This window comes from Dactylosporangium sp. NPDC051485 (assembly GCF_040682015.1).
Taxonomy (GTDB): domain Bacteria; phylum Actinomycetota; class Actinomycetes; order Mycobacteriales; family Micromonosporaceae; genus Dactylosporangium.
Genome location: NZ_JBFAZW010000080.1, coordinates 34,617 through 51,363, shown reverse-complemented (window position 1 = coordinate 51,363; position 16,747 = coordinate 34,617). Strand labels below are relative to the sequence as shown.

General features: G+C 71.7%; 20 protein-coding genes. 9 read left to right on the top strand and 11 right to left on the bottom strand.

Annotated elements, in window-relative coordinates:
• The 4 genes from AB0M46_RS35705 to AB0M46_RS35690 form a co-directional block, all read right to left on the bottom strand.
• The coding region (locus AB0M46_RS35705) for a sugar ABC transporter permease (RefSeq protein ID WP_363343493.1) at nt 1-494 on the bottom strand (494 nt) is incomplete at its 3' end.
• A 6-nt stretch (nt 495-500) separates the two neighbouring features.
• Nucleotides 501-1,802, bottom strand: a complete 1,302-nt coding sequence (locus tag AB0M46_RS35700) for an ABC transporter substrate-binding protein (protein ID WP_363343491.1) — start codon at nt 1,800-1,802, stop codon at nt 501-503.
• A 194-nt stretch (nt 1,803-1,996) separates the two neighbouring features.
• Complete coding sequence (locus tag AB0M46_RS35695) at nt 1,997-3,145, bottom strand: ROK family transcriptional regulator (RefSeq protein ID WP_363343489.1); 1,149 nt, start codon at nt 3,143-3,145, stop codon at nt 1,997-1,999.
• A gap of 1,157 nt (nt 3,146-4,302) precedes the next feature.
• A complete protein-coding gene (locus AB0M46_RS35690) occupies nt 4,303-4,692 on the bottom strand; it encodes a DUF1992 domain-containing protein (protein WP_363343487.1) in 390 nt (129 codons plus the stop codon).
• A gap of 35 nt (nt 4,693-4,727) precedes the next feature.
• Here AB0M46_RS35690 and AB0M46_RS35685 point away from each other — a divergent pair, with 35 nt between their 5' ends.
• Both AB0M46_RS35685 and AB0M46_RS35680 read left to right on the top strand, forming a co-directional pair.
• Entirely contained in the window at nt 4,728-5,282 is a 555-nt protein-coding gene (locus AB0M46_RS35685; protein ID WP_363343485.1) for a DedA family protein, read from the top strand.
• 262 nt (nt 5,283-5,544) lie between these two features.
• Nucleotides 5,545-6,081 (top strand): chaplin family protein, encoded by a 537-nt coding sequence (locus AB0M46_RS35680; RefSeq protein WP_363343483.1) that lies wholly within the window; start codon nt 5,545-5,547, stop codon nt 6,079-6,081.
• A 320-nt stretch (nt 6,082-6,401) separates the two neighbouring features.
• On the opposite strand, the gene AB0M46_RS35675 is transcribed toward AB0M46_RS35680, so the two are convergent.
• Nucleotides 6,402-6,827, bottom strand: coding sequence for a hypothetical protein (locus AB0M46_RS35675; protein ID WP_363343481.1), 426 nt, complete (start codon nt 6,825-6,827; stop codon nt 6,402-6,404).
• A 157-nt stretch (nt 6,828-6,984) separates the two neighbouring features.
• Nucleotides 6,985-7,464: a helix-turn-helix domain-containing protein gene (locus tag AB0M46_RS35670; protein WP_363343501.1), complete on the bottom strand. Its 480-nt coding sequence runs from the start codon at nt 7,462-7,464 to the stop codon at nt 6,985-6,987.
• Nucleotides 7,465-7,576: 112 nt separating this feature from the next.
• Between AB0M46_RS35670 and AB0M46_RS35665 the strand changes: the two genes are divergently transcribed.
• Both AB0M46_RS35665 and AB0M46_RS35660 read left to right on the top strand, forming a co-directional pair.
• Nucleotides 7,577-9,010 carry an MFS transporter gene (locus tag AB0M46_RS35665; protein WP_363343479.1) on the top strand — a complete coding sequence of 478 codons (1,434 nt, stop codon included), beginning with the start codon at nt 7,577-7,579 and terminating at the stop codon, nt 9,008-9,010.
• A 15-nt stretch (nt 9,011-9,025) separates the two neighbouring features.
• Nucleotides 9,026-9,511, top strand: coding sequence for a pyridoxamine 5'-phosphate oxidase family protein (locus AB0M46_RS35660; RefSeq protein WP_363343477.1), 486 nt, complete (start codon nt 9,026-9,028; stop codon nt 9,509-9,511).
• Nucleotides 9,512-9,614: 103 nt separating this feature from the next.
• On the opposite strand, the gene AB0M46_RS35655 is transcribed toward AB0M46_RS35660, so the two are convergent.
• Nucleotides 9,615-10,490: a LysR family transcriptional regulator gene (locus AB0M46_RS35655; RefSeq protein WP_363343475.1), complete on the bottom strand. Its 876-nt coding sequence runs from the start codon at nt 10,488-10,490 to the stop codon at nt 9,615-9,617.
• Between the two features lie 70 nt (nt 10,491-10,560).
• Between AB0M46_RS35655 and AB0M46_RS35650 the strand changes: the two genes are divergently transcribed.
• Nucleotides 10,561-11,451: a dihydrodipicolinate synthase family protein gene (locus tag AB0M46_RS35650; RefSeq protein ID WP_363343473.1), complete on the top strand. Its 891-nt coding sequence runs from the start codon at nt 10,561-10,563 to the stop codon at nt 11,449-11,451.
• Here the strand turns inward: AB0M46_RS35650 and AB0M46_RS35645 are convergent.
• On the bottom strand, nt 11,448-11,861 hold the full coding sequence (locus AB0M46_RS35645) for a PLD nuclease N-terminal domain-containing protein (RefSeq protein ID WP_363343471.1): 414 nt from the start codon (nt 11,859-11,861) through the stop codon (nt 11,448-11,450). The two genes, AB0M46_RS35650 and AB0M46_RS35645, sit on opposite strands and share 4 nt — an antisense overlap.
• 61 nt (nt 11,862-11,922) lie before the next feature.
• Between AB0M46_RS35645 and AB0M46_RS35640 the strand changes: the two genes are divergently transcribed.
• The 3 genes from AB0M46_RS35640 to AB0M46_RS35630 all read left to right on the top strand — a co-directional run bounded on the left by AB0M46_RS35640 (nt 11,923) and on the right by AB0M46_RS35630 (nt 14,170).
• A complete protein-coding gene (locus AB0M46_RS35640; protein WP_363343469.1) occupies nt 11,923-12,447 on the top strand; it encodes a phosphoribosyltransferase family protein in 525 nt (174 codons plus the stop codon).
• Between the two features lie 101 nt (nt 12,448-12,548).
• On the top strand, nt 12,549-12,884 hold the full coding sequence (locus tag AB0M46_RS35635) for a YciI family protein (protein ID WP_363343467.1): 336 nt from the start codon (nt 12,549-12,551) through the stop codon (nt 12,882-12,884).
• Nucleotides 12,885-12,943: 59 nt separating this feature from the next.
• Nucleotides 12,944-14,170: a DUF6596 domain-containing protein gene (locus AB0M46_RS35630; RefSeq protein WP_363343499.1), complete on the top strand. Its 1,227-nt coding sequence runs from the start codon at nt 12,944-12,946 to the stop codon at nt 14,168-14,170.
• Between the two features lie 140 nt (nt 14,171-14,310).
• Here the strand turns inward: AB0M46_RS35630 and AB0M46_RS35625 are convergent, their stop codons facing one another.
• Nucleotides 14,311-14,916 carry an MBL fold metallo-hydrolase gene (locus tag AB0M46_RS35625; protein ID WP_363343465.1) on the bottom strand — a complete coding sequence of 202 codons (606 nt, stop codon included), beginning with the start codon at nt 14,914-14,916 and terminating at the stop codon, nt 14,311-14,313.
• Between the two features lie 90 nt (nt 14,917-15,006).
• Between AB0M46_RS35625 and AB0M46_RS35620 the strand changes: the two genes are divergently transcribed.
• The gene (locus tag AB0M46_RS35620; protein WP_363343463.1) at nt 15,007-15,423 is read left to right on the top strand and encodes a hypothetical protein; all 417 of its coding nucleotides are present in this window, start codon (nt 15,007-15,009) and stop codon (nt 15,421-15,423) included.
• 59 nt (nt 15,424-15,482) lie between these two features.
• On the opposite strand, the gene AB0M46_RS35615 is transcribed toward AB0M46_RS35620, so the two are convergent.
• Together AB0M46_RS35615 and AB0M46_RS35610 are read right to left on the bottom strand one after the other, a co-directional pair.
• Nucleotides 15,483-16,058: a transglutaminase family protein gene (locus AB0M46_RS35615; protein WP_363343461.1), complete on the bottom strand. Its 576-nt coding sequence runs from the start codon at nt 16,056-16,058 to the stop codon at nt 15,483-15,485.
• A 275-nt stretch (nt 16,059-16,333) separates the two neighbouring features.
• Nucleotides 16,334-16,702 carry a hypothetical protein gene (locus tag AB0M46_RS35610; RefSeq protein ID WP_363343459.1) on the bottom strand — a complete coding sequence of 123 codons (369 nt, stop codon included), beginning with the start codon at nt 16,700-16,702 and terminating at the stop codon, nt 16,334-16,336.
• Nucleotides 16,703-16,747: the final 45 nt, after the last annotated feature.

The following is a 16,747-nucleotide window of genomic DNA, read 5'->3' as shown; positions in this document are numbered from 1 at the left end:
AACGCGAGCAGCACCAGCGAGGGCTTCGACCAGTCCGGGGAGTTGAACCACAACGGCCCCTGGACACCCAGATGCGACAGCGCCGTGTTCACCGGCCCGACACCGGGCTTGAGCAGGTACACGAAGGCCAGCGTCGCGGCAACCGGAGGCGCCAGGGCCGGCAGGTAGAAGATGGTGCGGTACAACCCGGCGCTCTTCTTGAACTTCGTGAGCAGCAGGGCGCTGCCGAGCCCGCCGAGCATCCGGGCCGGCACCATGAACACCACGAACCACAGCGTGTTGCGGACCGCGGTGCTGAGGAACGAGTCCTCGAACATGTGCCGGTAGTTGCGCAGGCCGACCCACTCCGGCGTGGTGAGCAGGTCGAACTTCGTGAACGAGAAGTACACCGCACTCGCCAGCGGGTATACGAAGAAGACCACGATGCCGACCGTCGCCGGCGCCATGAACGAGGCGACGGTCAGCGCGTGGCGGAGCCGGTAGCTCTTGCTCATGAACGGCTAGCCGCCCAGCTTCAGCAGGGAGTCGATCTGCTTGTCGACGTTGGCGAGGCCGGACTTGAGGTCGCTCTGCTTGCCGCTCTGCCAGCTGTCGCAGAACGTCTGGAAGGTCTCCTGGTAGGCCGGGCCGGCCGAGGACGGGGGCGTGGTCGTGGTCTTCGGGTTGTTGAAGATGTCCACGAACGTCTTGAACTCGCCGTCGAGCTTGAGGTCCGGTGAGGCGAGGGCGTCCTTTGTGGTCGGGATGTTCTTCAGGCTGTTGGCCAGCTTGACGATCGCTTTGGTGTCCGTGGTGAGGTACCTGATCAGCTCCCACGCCGCCTCGGGGTTCTTGGCGGTCTTGGAGATGCCGATGACGTTGCCGGTGACGTACCCGGCGCCGTAGCGGTCCGATGTGGACGCCGGCATCGGCGCCACCCCGAAGTCGAGGCCGGGCGCCTGATCCTTGGCGAACGCGATGCGGTACTCCCCGTCAATCGCCATCGCCACCTGCCCCTTCTGGAAGGCATTCGCGTCGGAATACTCATCGCCGAGCCCAGCCCGGAACGCCTCCAGCTTGTCGTACCCGAACCAGTCCACAAGAGACTTCTGCCACTGCAGCAACTGCGGCCAGCCCGGATCGCCGCCGATCGCCGACGAGCCATCGGACTTGAGCCACTGCGCCCCGACCATCGGCCCGAAATGCGACGGGGCATTCTCGTAGAAGCCGAACAGCGGCAAGAACCCAGCCGTCGTGATGGTGCCGTCCGCCGAACGCTTCGTGAGCTTCTTCGCGTCCTCCGCGAACTCCTCCAGGGTCTTCGGCGGCCCGGAGATGCCCGCCTCGGCGAACATCCTCTTGTTGTAGTACAGGCCATAGGCATCGGCGAGAACCGGCATCGCACAGCGCTTGCCCTTGAACTCCGTGTACTGCTTGACAGTGGCCGGGAAGCCCTCCATCGACACCTTGTCCCGGGCAATGTACGGCGCCAGGTCAAGCCACGCACCGGACGAGCAGAACTTCCCGACGATGTCGGTGGAGTACGACAGGCCGACGTCCGGGCCCTGCCCGCCGCCGATCGCCTGGGTCATCTTCGAATCGTCCTGGCCGGACTTGACCACGACGTTGATCTTCGGGTGGCTGGCCTGGAAGTCCTTGACGACCGCGTCGATGGCCTCGGCCTCGCGGTCGGTGAAGAAGTGCCAGAACTCGACGGTGCCGGAGACCTCCGCGCCGGGGTCGGCGATCGGCTTGTCCTTGGGCCCCGGGGTACAGGCGGCCGTCAACGCGACGGCGGCGGCGATTGCAAGGAGACGACGCAAGGGGGTGACTCCTCTACCAGGGGGTGGGTTCGGCGCGGTGCCGCTCTCACGGGGTGGATTGGGCATGGTGCCGCGCTCAGGGGGGTGGGTTGGTGTCGTGCCGCTTTATGGGGTCGGTTGGCGCGGTGTCGCGTTCAGGGGGTGGATTGGGCGTGGTGTCGCGCTCAGGGGGGGGTGGGTTGGCGCGGTGTCGCTCAGGGGGTGGGTTGGCGCAGTGTCGCGAGGATCGACTCGCGCACCGCGGAGACCGCCGCGTCGGCCGCGCCCAGCAGGGGTGCGTCGCCGTCGACGGTGCTGACCGCGATCGCCGTCTCCAGCGGCGCGGCCTGGGACATGGCCTTGGTGACGGCCTCGCCGAGCGGCTCGCCGTAGGCCCGGGCGAGCTCACCGCCGATGACGACCAGCGGCGGGTCGAGGACCGCGACCACGGCCGCGAGGCCGAGCACGATCCGCCCGGCGAGCTCCTTGAGCAGTTCACCAGTGGTCTCGTACCGCGCGGCGAGCGCCCGGACCGCGTCCGGCCCGACGAGGTCGTGGAAGTCGCCGTCGCCGACCGGGATGTAGCCGATCTCGCCGGCCCCGCCCCGCGCGCCGCGCAGCAGGTTCTTGCCCGGTCCGGCTCGATGGGGCTCCGCACCGGATGACCCGGTCCAGGCCCCGCCGAGGTCGATGGCGAGGCCGAGGCCGCTGTCGCCGAGCCACAGCAGCGCGAAAGCCTCCGCCCCCTGGGCCACTCCGTGTGCCCGCTCGGCCAGCGCGGCGAGGTTGACGTCGTTGTCGACGCCGACCACGGTGCCCAGCCTCTCCTGCAGCTCGTCGACGAGCCCCGGCCGGCTCCAGCCCGGCACGTCGACGTGGTGGATCACCCGGTCGCGCGGGTCGAACGACCCGGCCACCGCGAGCTGCACGTGCGCGATCGGCCCGCGGTCCACGCCGGCCGCCTTGCACAGGCTCGTGATCGCCACCTCGACCGCCCGTGCCGGGTCGGTGCGCGCGAAGTCGACGGGCGCCTCGAGCCGGGCCCGCTCGACGCCCCGCAGGTCGTGCAGGGAGGCCGTCAGCGCCGGGGCGTGGTCGCGCACGGACAGCGCAACCGCGTACGCGGCGTCGGCGTTGACCGCGTAAACCTCGGCGTTCGGCCCGGGCCGGCCGGTCTCGTGCCCGACCCCGACCACCAGCCCGGCCTCGGCGAGCCGCCGGATCGCCTCGGAGACGGTCGGCTTGGACAGCCCGGTGAGGCCGCGCAGCTCCGCCCGGGTGAGCTCGCCGTGGTCGAGGAGGTGCCCGAGGGCCGCCGCCTCGTTGAGGGCCTTGAGCAGCTTAGAAGATCCGCCGACCGCCACTGTCGCCCCTTCAACTAATAGGCAGACTGACTAACAGTTTATGGAAAGGTAAGGGCCGTCACGGTTTATGTCAATGGGATGCCATCTGTTGCAATCCTCCTGGGCCCGCCGCGGTGCCGGCCGCCCGCGGCTCGTGACGGCCGGTCTGTCCCGGGACGTGGCGGAAGGGCTTCTCTCATCCTATGTCACTTTCTGTGACGGGCGCTGGCCGGTCACCGCGCATCAGCGGTAGCATGAGCCTGCACTATTTGACATTGTCGTTACCGTCCGGGGCGGTGATTCCGGGCGAGCTCGGGGATAATCAAAACATGGGGCAGCTGTCATTCTTCAGTCGCACGGAATTGGCTGCCATGCGTGACCGGACCAGGTCTCGGCGCTATTGTCCGGCGACGGAGCAGTTCCGTCGGGAGCATGAGCGGCATCGAGCGTGGGGCCTTGCTCAGCGCCACGCCGCAAAGCTACGCCGCATCCATGGTGGCGTCCCGCCGGTGACCGCGGCCGACAATCGGCGGCCCGACCCGGCCCCCGCGCCCGACCCGGCCCCCGCGCCGGTCCCGCCGACGCTACCGCCCGAACAGGCCGAGCAACGGCCGGATCAGGGAGTTGCCGGCAGTCAGCTCACGGCGGCCGAACGCCGCGAAGACCCCGCCGACCGGGTCGTCGCCGACCACGCCGATCCCGCGCCGCCGGACCGGAAGGGCGGCACGGCAGCGTCCGGGCGCGCCCGCGCGGGCCGTCGCGCACCAGCGCCACCGTCGCCGTCACGCCGGCCCGCCGGTGCGGCAACGCGTCGCACAATCGGCCGCCGTCCGCGCTCATCGGCAGCGTATCGCAGCCGGTTTCTGCATCTTCCACGTCCGGTCGGCTGCCAATTCCGCCGAAGCCTGCGAAAGGTCGAGCACCATCCCAACGCGCCACCGGCGGAGCATTGCAGTGAATACGCACTCATCGGCAGGACAGGATGCCTCTGCCTCGCCGAGACAGTCACCATCTGTGACGGGCGCTGGCCGACCGCCGCGCATCAATGGCGGCAGATCCGCGCACGTGACCTTGGCTGGACGGTAGCCGGCGGCAGAGCAGCGGCCTGGATTGGTCGGCTGTCCGGTTCGGCGTGCGGCCTGGATCGGCGGAACGTCCGGGTTGGCGAGCGGGCCGGATCAGTGAGCGGCGCGGGTGCGGTGCCAAGCCGCGACGAACTCCTCGGGGTCGAGCGGCCGCAGGATGGTCGACGGGCCCTCGATCAGGCCCCGCCGCGCCCGCTCGATGCGGGTGTTGAGATCGGTCACGGCCCGCCGCAGCGACTCCTCGGTGCGGAAGCGCACAAGGTTGTCCGGCAAGTCCTCGACCTCCCGGCGCAGCCGCAGCGTGGGCGGGATGCCCGACGGCAAGCGCTCACGGCGGGCGAGGTCCTTGAGCCACCAGTCCTCGTCGTAGAGTTCCCCGTGATCGTGCAGCGGCTTGCCCTTCCCGGGCAGGTCGTCGAACTCGCCGCGCTCCTGTGCCTCGCGGATCTGCCGGTCGATGTGGGATTCATACCAGCTGGTCATTGCTCCCAACGGTACTCCTGGCAGGATCTTGATCGATGCAGCACTTCGAACGGTACGGCTACCCGGCCCTCGCCCTGCTCGTGCTCCTGGAGGGCTTGGGCATCCCGACCCCCGCGGTGAGCGTGGTGGTCGCGGCGGCGGCCCTTGCGGCGCACGGGCACATGTCGCTGACCGCCGTCGTCGCGGTGACGCTGGTGGCGGCGGCGGCCGGGGACAACCTCGGGTACCTGGTCGGGAGGCGGGCGGGGCGCCCGCTGCTGCGCCGGCTCGGGAAGCGGGGAGAGAAGGCCGAGCGGTTCGTCGCCACCCGCGGGCGCAACATCATCGTGGTGGCCCGGTTCATCGACGGGCTGCGCCAGACCAACGGGCTGCTGGCCGGCGCGACCGGGCTGCCGTGGGGGCAGTACGCGATCCGCGACGGGATCGGCGCCGTGCTGTGGACCGCGCTGTGGGTCACGGTGGGCGCGGTGGCGGGCAACAACCTGGGGCGGATCGAGCGCTACCGGCTGCCCGTGGCCATCGCGGTCGGTGTCGTCGCGACCGGCTTCCTGATCTGGTACCTCATCAAGCGCCGAGCCCGCGGGAACTGACCGGCGTCGAGCGCCGAGCCCCACGGGGGCTGATCGGCGTTGAGTCCCGCGGCCGCGGGAGGCGACAGGCGCCGAGCCCGCGGGAGCTGATCGGCGTCGAGCGCCGCGGCCGCAGAGGGCCAATTCGCCACCACGTTGTGTCATCGTACGGGTGCATTGCGTAACTGAATTTCGTGAAATATCCGTCCGGAGCTCGTATTTCGGGTTAGGTGGAGGTCGCGACGGACGTTCCCCGTCGATCACTCGTCGAAAGGTCGTCATCATGAAACGCTGGCTCATCCGGTCGGTGCAGATCGCGGCGCTGGCAATGGGTGGCCTCGCGCTCACCGGGACCGCCGCCCACGCCGACAGCTGGAGCAGCGGGCCCAACGTCGGTTTGTTCAACGGCAACCAGAGCTCCACCACGATCCAGACGCCGGTGAACATCTGCGGCAACTCGCTGGCGATCATCGGCTTCGCCAGTGCCAACTGCAACGGCGGCGCGGTCGCCGTCAACGGCGGCGGTGGCGCGCTCAGTGGCGCCGGGTACTCCAACGGCCACGGCAGCAGCAACGGCTACGGCTCGAGCAACGGGGTGCACCACAAGAAGCACAAGAAGAACAAGGGCGCCAACGTCAACTCGGCCGACGACAACTCCTACGGCCCCGGCGGCGCGGTCGCCTACAGCAACGGTGGCGACTGGAACTCCGGCTTCAATGTCGGCGTCGGCAACGGCAACCAGTCGTCGTTCACGTACCAGGCGCCGTTCAACTACTCCTGCAACTCGGTCGCGCTGATCGGCTTCGCCTCCAGCTGCTGATCATTGCCGGGGTACCGCCTGCCCGACGGCCTTTTGAGCGTTGGCCGATGCCCGCGCGGAGAAAACTCAGCTCTCTCCGCGTGGACAGCATCGGTCAACGCTCAATGCTGTCCGGCGCAAACCATCCGGCGTGAACCTCCGACGTTAACCATCCTATATGGACTATCCGATGTGGACGGCCGTGCCGCTCACCCGGACCCCGGTGGCCGAGTCGGCGCGAAGGTAGGCCGGCCGGACCCTCGCGACGTGGTCAAATCGCGCGCAAGTGGCCCGGCCGGCCCTCCGGCAAAGGCCCTGGGGAGCAGTGCCCGCAGGACGGTTCAGCTGGACGCGACGCCCGGGTGGCCGGCGCCGCCGTGGAACTCGGTGCCCTCGGCGAACGCGGCGTCGAAGCGCTTCTCGAGCGCGTCGAGCTCGCCGAACTGGGCCTGGTGGGCGTGCTCGCTGCCCTCGGCCGCGAAGACGTGGTCGTCTTCTGAGCCGCTGTGGCTGTAGCTGGTCTGGTCGTCGGCCTCGTAGTGCACGGCCGGCGCCTGGTCGAACTCGACGTGGGTGCCGTGCTCGTAGTTGGTCGAGGTGTCGGCGTGGTGGTCGTTCTCGTAGACGGCGTGCTGGTTGTTGTAGTCCGCCTCGGAGCCGTGGGCCTCGTGCAGCTGGTTGAGGGCGTCGTGCTCCTGACCGGCCTGGTAGTGGCCGTAGTCCACGTCCTCGTGACCGCCGTCGTAGCCGGCGTCGATGTCGCTCATGGAGTGTTCCCCCTTGGTTGTCTTCAGACCGCGACGCTTTCGACGTTACGGTCTGTAGGCGCCCGCGGAATCCCCCGAACGTGCCACGCGTCACACCGGACCGGCAGGGATCGGGGGTCGCCCATATTGCCTGGCCCTGGGGACGGCGGACGGTGCGCTATCGGCGGCCGGCGAGGACCTCGTGGGCGATGGCGTCTCGTTGGGCCGCCTCGTGTTCGGTCTGGGCCTGTTCCTCGGCGGCGCGTTTGTCGTACGCCGCGCGCGCGGCGGCGATCTCGTTCTGGTGGGTCTCCGTCCAGGTCACCAGGGACCGGATCGTCGTGTGGAGGGTGGCGCCGAGCGGGGTGAGCTCGTAGTCGACGCGGGGCGGCACCGTCGGGTGCACGGTCCGGGTGACCAGCCCGTCGCGTTCCAGGTGCCGGAGGGTGCGCGTGAGCATTCGCTGGCTGATCCCCTCGATCATGCGCCGCAGCTCGGTGAAGCGCAGGCTGCGCCGGTCCAGGAGCGCGATGACCAGCAGTGACCACTTGTCGGCGATCCGATCGAGGATCTGGCGGACCTCGCAGTCCTCGCGGGTGTCCCACTGCAGGACGTCGTAGTCGGCGTCGGTATCCCCGCAGTAACCGAGGGACCGCAAAGTTCCGTCTTCCATGGCTACCGATGGTGCCTGACGATGCAGTCGGTTACAAGAAGGAACCGGCATGCGCTGGGAGAACCGGAGGGCGGGGCGCTCTCCGAGAGGAGTCGAGATGTCTACGTCGGACACCCGCATGGACGGGCGGACGTGGGGCGTGTTGTTTGTGTTGTGCGGGGCGATCTTCCTGGAGGGGATCGACGTTGCGATGCTGAACGTGGCGCTGCCCACGATCAGGGAGGATCTCGGGTTGTCGACCGGGGTGCTCAGCGGGGTGGTGAGCGCGTATGTGCTCGGGTACGGCGGGTTCATGCTGCTGGGCGGACGAGCGGCCGATCTGCTCGGCCGGCGGCGGATGTTCCTGCTGTGGCTCGTGGTCTTTGTGCTCTTCTCCGGGCTGGGTGGCTTCGCCACTGAGGGCTGGATGCTGCTGGTGGCACGCTTCGTCACCGGAGTCGCCGCCGCGTTCATGGCTCCCGCAGGGCTGGCGCTGGTCACCAGCAATTTCGCGGAGGGTCCGCAGCGCACCAGGGCGCTGGGGGTGTACGCCGGCACGGCCGCCGGTGGCTTCTCCCTCGGTCTGGTCGCCGGGGGCCTGCTGGTGTCGGCCGGCTGGCGGTGGGTGTTCTTCGCGCCGGTCATCCTCGGCGCGGCGATCCTGCTGGCCGCGGTTGCGCTGCTGAAGGACGACGTGCAGGAGATTCCGGAGGCACGGAGCTTCGATCTGGCCGGCGCGATGAGTGTCACCGGCGCCATGCTGCTGCTGGCGTACGGCGTGGTCCGGCTGGAACACGGCGGGCAGGGTCTTGGGACGACCGTGGCCGTCTTCGCCGCAGGCGTGGCGCTGCTCGGCGCCTTCGCCCTGATCGAGCGGCGCACGGCCAACCCGCTGGTCCGGCTGGCAATCCTGCGGTCGGCTCCGCTGGTGCGGACCAACCTGGGCGCGCTGCTGTTCATGATCTCGTTCGCCGGGTTCCAGTTCATGGTGACGCTCTACCTGCAGGAGCTGCGGGGCTGGACCCCGCTGCAGACCGGGCTCGCCATGCTGATCGTCGGCATCGACACCATCCTCGCCCCGACCCTGACGCCGTGGCTGGTCAACCGGTTCGGCAACGTGCGGGTGCTCTTCGCCGGCATCGTCTCCGCCGGGCTGGCCTACACGCTGTTCCTGCCCGTCGCGCCGGACTGGACCTACGCCGCGATGCTGCCGAGCATGCTGCTGCTGGGCTTGGCCTTCTCGTTGTCCTACGGCCCGCTGACCATGGCGGCCACCGACGGCGTCGACGAGCAGGAGCACGGCCTGGCCGGCGGACTGCTGTACACCGCAATGCAATTCGGCATGGCCCTCGGCGTCTCCGCGGTGACCGCGGTGAGCGTGGCCACGGTCAGCGAGGGCGGTGACGGCATCAGTCTGGAGGCGATCCGCAACGGCCTGATCCTGCCGGTGACCGCGTCCGTCCTCGCCGCGCTCGTCACGGCATTCGGCCTGCGCCGCAAGACCCCGACGCCGCAGGCCCCGGCGCCGGCGGCCGCCCACACAGCAGCCTGATCACCGGGAGCGACGATGGCGACCAGAGTTCCGACGTTTTCGATGATCGAGGGCCAGTTCAACGCCTACCTGCGCGATATCGGGTACGCCACGATGACCACGGTCGACGCCAAGGGCCGCCCCCGGGCACGGGTGCTGATCGCGGTGTGGGAGCAGATCGATGGGCAGCCGCTGGGCTGGCTGGCGACGTACAAGACGCCGGTCAAGGCGGCACACCTGGCCAACAACCCGCACGCCACGTTCTCCTACTGGAGTCAACGGCAGAACGCGGTCGCGATCGACACGGTCGCCGAGTGGGTGAACGACCTCGAGACCAAGCAGTACGTGTGGCAGTTGTACGAACGGACCAGCCCGACCGGCGTCGGGTACCCGCTCGGCAACTTTTGGCAAAGCCCGGCCGACCCGAAGCTGCACGTCCTGCGGCTGACCCCGTGGCGCGTCCAGGTTATCCGCGGCACGGACCTGCACAGCCGCATCTGGCAGGCGCCGGGCGCCAGCTGACACTCCGGGAACCGAGCGCCGCGTCGTCCATCGACCCGGGGCCGGTCCGGACGTGGCCCGGCGCAGCAGGTCCAGTAGCGGGCCGGCGGCGGGGTGCAGGCGGTCATGGGCTTCTGGTCGCTACCCCGCTACCGAGGGCCACAGCGAACGCCTCGACGGCGGGGTGGCGCTCGGTGCCGGCCCGGAACGCCAGGCGCGTGCGCCGCCGGGTGGGCAGCGGCGTGAGTACCACGCCCGCCGGCACGTCGACCGCCGCCAGCTCCGGCACGAGCGCCACGCCCTGCCCGGCGGCGACGAACGTGAGCACGGTGACGAAGTCGTCGGCGTGGTGGCGCACCCGCGGGGTGTAGCCGGCGGCCTCGCACGCCCGGACCGTCATCGTGTGGCACAGGGTGCCGGGGCTGGCCAGGATCCACGGCTCGTCGCGGCACCCGGCCAGGTCGCGGGGGCCGGGCGCGGCGATGAAGATCGTCTCGTCGAGCAGGGGAGCGGTCCGCAGGGCGGGGTCCGGCTCGATGGGGACGAGGTCGTAGTCGTGCACCAGGGCCACGTCCAGGGTGGCGTCGCGCAGCATCCGCGGTACCACTGCGGGGTCCAGCTCTTGCACGCTCAGCTCCAGCGCGGGGTGCGCGGCGGCCAGCCGGACCAGGACGGGCGGCAGCAGGGTGCGCATCGCGGTCGGGAACGCGCCGATGCGCAGCGGTCCGGACAGCCCGGCGCGGGCGGCGGCGAGGGCGGCCCCGGCCCGCTCCAGCGCGGCGAGGACCTCCTCGGCGTGGGCCACCAGCGCGCGTCCGGCCGGGGTGAGCGCCACCGTGCGGCCGGTGCGGGCCAGCAGGGCCACGCCCGCCTCCCGCTCCAGGGTGGCGAGCTGCTGCGACACCGCCGACGGGGTGTAGGTGTGCGCGGCCGCGACCGCGGCGATCGTGCCGTGCTGGGCCAGGTCGCGCAGCAGGCGTAGCCGCCGGACGTCGAGCATCAGATCAGCTTACGCTTTTCGGTGGCTATTTGAGCTTTTGCTTACGGTCGTACCCCGGCACGCTGGTGGCATGGATGGGATTTTCGTACCGCTCGTGACGCCCTTCGACGCGTCCGGCGACGTGGATGCCGTTGCGCTGCGCGGGCTGGCCGAGTCCGTGCTCGACGCCGGGGCGGCGGGGCTGGTGGCGTTGGGCACGACCGGGGAGCCGGCGACGCTGAGCGCTGCCGAGCGGGCGCTGGTGGTGGCCGAGGCCGCCGCCGCGTGCCGCCCGCGCGGGGCTCGCCTGGTGGTCGGCGTCGGCGGGAGCTCGACCGCGGCATGCGTCGCCGAGGTGGCCGCCCTGCCGGCCGGGGTGGTGGCGATGGTGGTCGTGCCGCCGTACACGCGGCCGGGGGAGGCCGGCGTGCTGGCCCACTTCCGCGCGGTCGCGGCCGCTTCGCCGGCGCCGGTCGTGGCCTACCACGTCCCGTACCGCACCGGCCAGGCCATGTCGCTCGACGCCCTGCTGGAACTGGCCGCGATCCCGAACGTGGCCGGCATGAAGCTCGCCGACGGGCCGCTCACCGGCGACACGATCGCCCTGCTGGCCGCCGCGCCGCCGGGCTTCGCCGTGCTCGGCGGGGACGACGCGGTGATCTCCCCGCTGCTCGCCCTGGGCGCGCCCGGCGGCATCCTGGCCTCGGCGCACGTGGCCACGGAGGCGTTCGTGGCCCTGCGCGAGGCGTGGCGGGCTGGCGACGTCGCCACGGCCCGCCGTCTCGGCGCCGGCCTGGCCGCGCTGTCCGCGGCGCTCTTCGCCGAGCCGAACCCGGCGGTGATCAAGGCGGTGCTGCACGCCGAGGGCCGGATCGCGACCCCCGCTGTACGCCTGCCCCTGCTCCCGGCCGGTCCGGACTCGCTCGCGTCGGCTCAGCGCCTGCTCGCGTTCGTGCCGGGCCACGCTGGGCTGGTGTCTTAGTTGTCCTCTTGTGGCTTGTCGTCGCGCTTGCGCAGCTCCTCCTCGCGGCGGCGCAGGTCGGCCTCCCACTTGGAGAACATCTCCTCGTCGGCCTTGCGGTTGCGGGCCAGCTCGCGCAGGAACGCCGGGTCGTCGTCCGGCGCTATCGACCGCCGGCTCGGCCGCTGGTCCTCGGGGAAGCCGCTGCCGGGCCGCCACTGGCTGCCCGCCCCCGCCCGCGCCGCCTGCTGCGGCCGCCCGGCCACGAACCAGGCGATCCACCCGACCGGCGAGAACAGCAGGATGATGAACACCCAGGCGACCTTGGGCAGGTTGCGCACGAGGTGCTCGTCCGTCGACAGGCAGTCGATCAGCGCGACCAGGAGCACCACCAGGTCGATGAGGAAGAGCAGTCCGTAGAGGCGAATCACGCCGGACATCATGCCGGACCGCGCGGGGTCTGTCCGCCCCGTTCTCTGCCATGATGCTTCGATGCCCGACATCGACCTGCCTGCCCGGATACACGCCGCCTGCCACCTGACCGGCGAGTTCGTCCTGCGCTCGGGCCGCACCGCGACGGAGTACTTCGACAAGTACCAGTTCGAGGCCGATCCGCGCCTGCTGGACGAGGTCGCCGCCGCGATGGCCGCCCTGGTCCCGCCGGACACGGAGGTCCTGGCCGGCCTGGAGATGGGCGGCATCGCGGTCGTCGTCGCGCTAGCCCGCCACGCCGGCCTGCCCTGCGCCTTCGTCCGCAAGGCGGCCAAGCCCTACGGCACCCGCCGCCTGGCCGAGGGCGCCCCGGTCGCGGGCCGCCGCGTGCTGCTGGTCGAGGACGTGGTCACCTCCGGCGGCCAGCTGCTGCTGTCGGCCGCCGACCTGCGCGCCCTGGGCGCCGACATCACCGACGCCCTGTGCGTCATCGACCGCGAGGAGGGCGGCCGCGAGTCCCTCGCCGCCGAGTCCATCACCCTGACCGCCCTGCTGACCCGCACCGACCTGGTTCGCGGCGCCTAATCGTGCTCAGGCGACTACACAAAGTTCTTGGACTTGGTTGGTCCGGTCGCGGGCGGGGCGTTCGTCACTAGGGTTGAGAACGGCCAGCAGAGGAGAGCGCGATGAAGTACATGATGTTTGTCTGCAGCGACCCTGAGCCCGACACCGACAAGGAGCACGAGCCCGACATCGAGCAGTGGGTAGCCGAGCACGACGGCGCCGGCCGGCGAATCCTCGGCTCGGTGCTGGCCCCGCCGGTCGCGGCGACGACGGTCCGGGTGCGCGGTGGCGAGCTGCTCGTCACCGACGGCCCGTTCGCCGAGACCAAGGAGGCTATCGTCGGCTTCGACCTGCTCGAGTGCGCTGACCTGGACGAGGCCATCGCCGTGGCCCGGGCCCACCCGATGGCGCGCGCCGGGCGCCTCGAGATCCGGCCGTTCGCGGACCTCCGGCAGTGAGGGACGGGCCGCCGGGCGCCTCCGCCGCGGAAGCGCCCGGGGTCCGCGCACCGGTCGCGGTGGCGGCGGCCACGGCGGCGAGGGAGGCGCATCCGCAGATCGTGGGGGCGCTCATCCGCGTCACCGGGGACTGGGACCTGGCGGAGGACTGCGCGCAGGAGGCGCTGGCCGCGGCGTTACAGCGATGGCCGGTCAGCGGGGTGCCGGACAGCCCGGCCGCATGGCTCATGACGGTGGCCCGCAACCGGGCCATCGACGTGCTGCGGCGGGCCAGTGTCGAGCGGGTCAAGCTGCGGGAGCTGGCGGTGCTGGAACGGGGGGAGCCGGAGCGGATCGAGACCGGTGGGTTCGGCGACGATCGGCTCCGGCTCATGTTCACCTGCTGCCATCCGGCGCTGCCGCTGGAGGCCCGGGTGGCGTTGACGCTGCGGACGATCTGCGGGGTGCGGACCGCCGACATCGCGCGGGCGTTCCTCGTCGGCGAGGCGACGATGACCCGGCGGCTGACCCGGGCCAAGACGAAGATCGCGCAGGCGGGCATCCCGTACCGGGTGCCGGAGGGGCCGGCGCTGGCCGAGCGGCTGCCCGGGGTGCTCGGGGTGTTGTACCTGCTGTTCACCAACGGGTACAACGCGGACGGGTCGGCCGCCTTCGCCGACGAGGCGATCCGGCTGGCCCGGCTGCTGGTGGCGCTGCTGCCGCGGGTCGCGCCGGACGAATCGGATCTGTCGGAGGTCTCCGGTCTGCTGGCGCTGTTCCTGTTCCAGCACTCGCGGCGGGACGCCCGGCGGGACGAGGCGGGGCGGCTGCTCACGCTCGACCGGCAGGACCGGTCGCGGTGGGATCGCGCGGCGATCGCGGAGGGGGTGTCGATCCTCGCGGGGCTCGGGGGGCGCAACGGGCCGTACACGTTGCAGGCGCGCATCGCGGCCGGGCACGCCACGGCGCCGTCGGCCGGGGAGACCGACTGGCCGGGGATCGCGCGGTGCTACGACGAGCTGTGGCGGCTGCAGCCGACGCCGGTGATCGCGCTGAACCGGGCGGTGGCGCACGGGTTCGCGTCCGGGCCCCAGGCCGGGCTCGAACTGCTCGCCGAGGCCCGGGCCGGGGGCGCGCTCGAGGACTACCCGCACGCGCTCGCCGCCGAGGCCGACCTCACGGGGCGGGCGGGCGACCCGGCGCGGGCCGCGGCGCTGTTCCGCCGGGCGGCGGAGCTGACGCACAGCGAGGCCGAGCGGACCGCGCTGCTCGACCGCGCCGCCGAACTCGCCCCGCCCGGCGACTGAACACCGGCTTCTGGGCCTGGCACGGCGGCGCTGGCAGGGCCGACCCGTTCGCCCGGTCTGGCTCGATGAGGCTTCGCTCCGCTCGGCCCGGACCAGGCGCCGGCGGGAGCAGCGGCCCCTGGTTGCGCGGGCGATGCGGATTACTTGATGTTGCCGGCCTCGGCGCCGATGGTCGTGTCCGGGCCGTGGCCGGTGTGCACGACGGTCTCCGGCGGCAGGGTCATCAGGCGCTCGCGGATGGAGGCGAGGATCGTCGGCTTGTCCGAGAATGATCGGCCGGTGGCGCCCGGGCCGCCCTCGAAGAGCGTGTCGCCGGAGAACAGGACGCCCAGCTCGGGGGCGTACAGGCAGACCGCGCCGGGGCTGTGCCCGGGCGTGTGGAGCACCCGCAGTTCCACGCCGGCCACGGCGATCGACTGGTTGTCGGTAAGGTGCGTGTTCGGTTCGAGAGCGGGGTGCCTCATGTGCCACAGCGGCAGATCGTCCGGGTGCAGCAGGATCGGCGCGCCGGTGCGCAGCGCGACGTCGGGCGCGGCGTCGATGTGGTCGTCGTGACCATGGGTGCACACGATGGCGACGGCGCGGCGCTGGCCGAGCGCGCCCAGGATCGCCTCGGCGTCGTGGGCGGCGTCGATGACCAGCGCCTCCTGCTCGTCGCCGACGATCCAGACGTTGTTGTCGACGTCAAAGGTCTCGCCGTCGAGCGAGAACGTGCCCGACGTGACCAGCCGCTCGATGCTCACCATGGGCACCAACCCTATGCGGTCCCGTGGCCCGGCGCCCGGCAACGTCGCACGCTGCGCGACGACGTGCGGGTGGGGGCGTACGGGTACCGCGTGTTTCGCCCCGCCTTCACGCCCGCCGCCGTGCTGACCCACGACCGCGAGCTGCTGGCCGGCCGGCGCACCGCCCTTCGCATGCTGGCCCTGGCCGAGCTGGTCGGCGACCGCACGCTGGTCGCCTTCCCGCTGCGTGACGGCCGCGGCATCCCGTTCGACCTGGTACTGGCCGACGAGGGGCTGCATTTCCCGGCCGCCCGGTGGTCGGACGTGCGGCAGCGGCTCGGGGCCGGGCGCCCGGAACCGCACTGGACCCGGCCGGCCGCCCCCGCGGCGAAGCGGCGCAAGGACGCGCGGGCCGAGGCGACCCGGCACGCGCTCGTCGTGCCGGTCGACCCGCCGCGCACCGACCTGGAGCGGCTCCGGCGGGGCGAGCTGGACCTGGGCTACCTGCGGGTCCGGCTGACCGACTAAGCGGGCTGCGCCGGTAGGCCCGCCTCGCGCGGGCCAGCACGTCGTCTCCGGCTGATGGATTAGGCGGGTTGCGTTGGCAGGCCCGCCTCGCGCAGGGTCAGCACGTCGTCCGTGGCCCGCAGCACGGCCAGCACGCCCGGGTCCGGGGCGGCGTGCACGGGCTCGTAGTCGCGCTCCCCGGCCGCCGGGTCGACGGCGAACGCGAGCCGCGGGCCGTCGAGCGAGAACTGCGCATCGACGCCCGGCTTGTTGCCGCGAGGGTCCTGCCGGTGCCATGTTCCTTCGAGGTGTACGGCGACCAGCCCATGCAGCACGAACCCCCCGTCGCCGGTCGCGAGCCGCTGGTAGCACAGCCCGGCCGGCAGGCCCTCGGCCCGCAGCAGGGCGGCCAGCAGGTGCGACTTGGCGTAGCAGAGCCCGACCCGATGCTCGAGCACCTCCGCGGCGGTCACGGTGACCCGCGGGTCCTCGGCGTCGAAGGAGTGGTGCACCTCGTCGCGCACGAACTCGTACGCCGCGCGGGCGAACCCGGCGTCGCCCGGATGCCCCGCCCGCAGCCGGGCCGCGGCCGCGCGCACGGCGGGGTGGTCGGACTGCACGACGTCGTCGGCGGCGAGGTACGGGTCGGCCGGCATGCGCGAAGCCTACGCCGGACCGCCCCAGCCCCGGGCGGGTAGCTCCAGCGTGAGCGGCACGACCCGGCAGCGCCACGCGAGCGGGAAGGCGGGGCGCCCCGGCCGCCTCAGCGCCGCCGTCACCAGCCCTAGCCGGCGCCGCGCAGCTGCCACGGAGGAAGCGATGGGGGCCCGCGTCGGGCGATCAACGATCTCGACCACCGGCTGCGGTGCGCGCTCGGCGAGTGCCAGGAGCCGCCCCGCTGCAAGCCCGGGGCGGCTCTGCGCGGTGTGGGTCAGCCGCAGTTGGCGTTGAACTGGTACCAGGTGTAGCCGCTCGTGCCCGGGGTGAAGATCGGGCCGATGTGGTAGGTCGTGGGCGTGGTGCCGTTGCACAGGTAGGTCAGGGAACCGTTGCCCGACGCGACGAAGGCCCACGGGTAGCCGGAGGCGCCGTTGTAGCGCTCGAGGACCAGGTAGGCGACGGCCGAACCCGGGCAGGCGTTGGTCGCGGTCACCCGGATCGCGGTGCTGTCGATCGAGTACGAGTAGTTGAAGCCGTAGCAGGAGTCGGCCGGGCCGGCCGCGGCCGGCTGGGCGGGCGACACCGCGGGCACGAGGGCGGCGGTGGCGATGGCGGTCGCGGCGATGGCGCGAAGCTTCATGGGTCAACCATTCGTGCGCTCGGAATGAGAATGACCGGGCCCGGT

Excerpts from the sequence above, each read along its gene's own strand:
- AB0M46_RS35690 (WP_363343487.1), bottom strand. The coding sequence starts at position 4,692 with ATGACCAGCTGGTATGAATCCCACATCGACCGGCAGATCCGCGAGGCA.
- AB0M46_RS35685 (WP_363343485.1), top strand. The coding sequence starts at position 4,728 with ATGCAGCACTTCGAACGGTACGGCTACCCGGCCCTCGCCCTGCTCGTG.
- AB0M46_RS35680 (WP_363343483.1), top strand. The coding sequence starts at position 5,545 with ATGAAACGCTGGCTCATCCGGTCGGTGCAGATCGCGGCGCTGGCAATG.
- AB0M46_RS35675 (WP_363343481.1), bottom strand. The coding sequence starts at position 6,827 with ATGAGCGACATCGACGCCGGCTACGACGGCGGTCACGAGGACGTGGAC.
- AB0M46_RS35665 (WP_363343479.1), top strand. The coding sequence starts at position 7,577 with ATGTCTACGTCGGACACCCGCATGGACGGGCGGACGTGGGGCGTGTTG.
- AB0M46_RS35660 (WP_363343477.1), top strand. The coding sequence starts at position 9,026 with ATGGCGACCAGAGTTCCGACGTTTTCGATGATCGAGGGCCAGTTCAAC.
- AB0M46_RS35655 (WP_363343475.1), bottom strand. The coding sequence starts at position 10,490 with ATGCTCGACGTCCGGCGGCTACGCCTGCTGCGCGACCTGGCCCAGCAC.
- AB0M46_RS35650 (WP_363343473.1), top strand. The coding sequence starts at position 10,561 with ATGGATGGGATTTTCGTACCGCTCGTGACGCCCTTCGACGCGTCCGGC.
- AB0M46_RS35640 (WP_363343469.1), top strand. The coding sequence starts at position 11,923 with ATGCCCGACATCGACCTGCCTGCCCGGATACACGCCGCCTGCCACCTG.
- AB0M46_RS35635 (WP_363343467.1), top strand. The coding sequence starts at position 12,549 with ATGAAGTACATGATGTTTGTCTGCAGCGACCCTGAGCCCGACACCGAC.
- AB0M46_RS35625 (WP_363343465.1), bottom strand. The coding sequence starts at position 14,916 with ATGGTGAGCATCGAGCGGCTGGTCACGTCGGGCACGTTCTCGCTCGAC.
- AB0M46_RS35615 (WP_363343461.1), bottom strand. The coding sequence starts at position 16,058 with ATGCCGGCCGACCCGTACCTCGCCGCCGACGACGTCGTGCAGTCCGAC.
- AB0M46_RS35610 (WP_363343459.1), bottom strand. The coding sequence starts at position 16,702 with ATGAAGCTTCGCGCCATCGCCGCGACCGCCATCGCCACCGCCGCCCTC.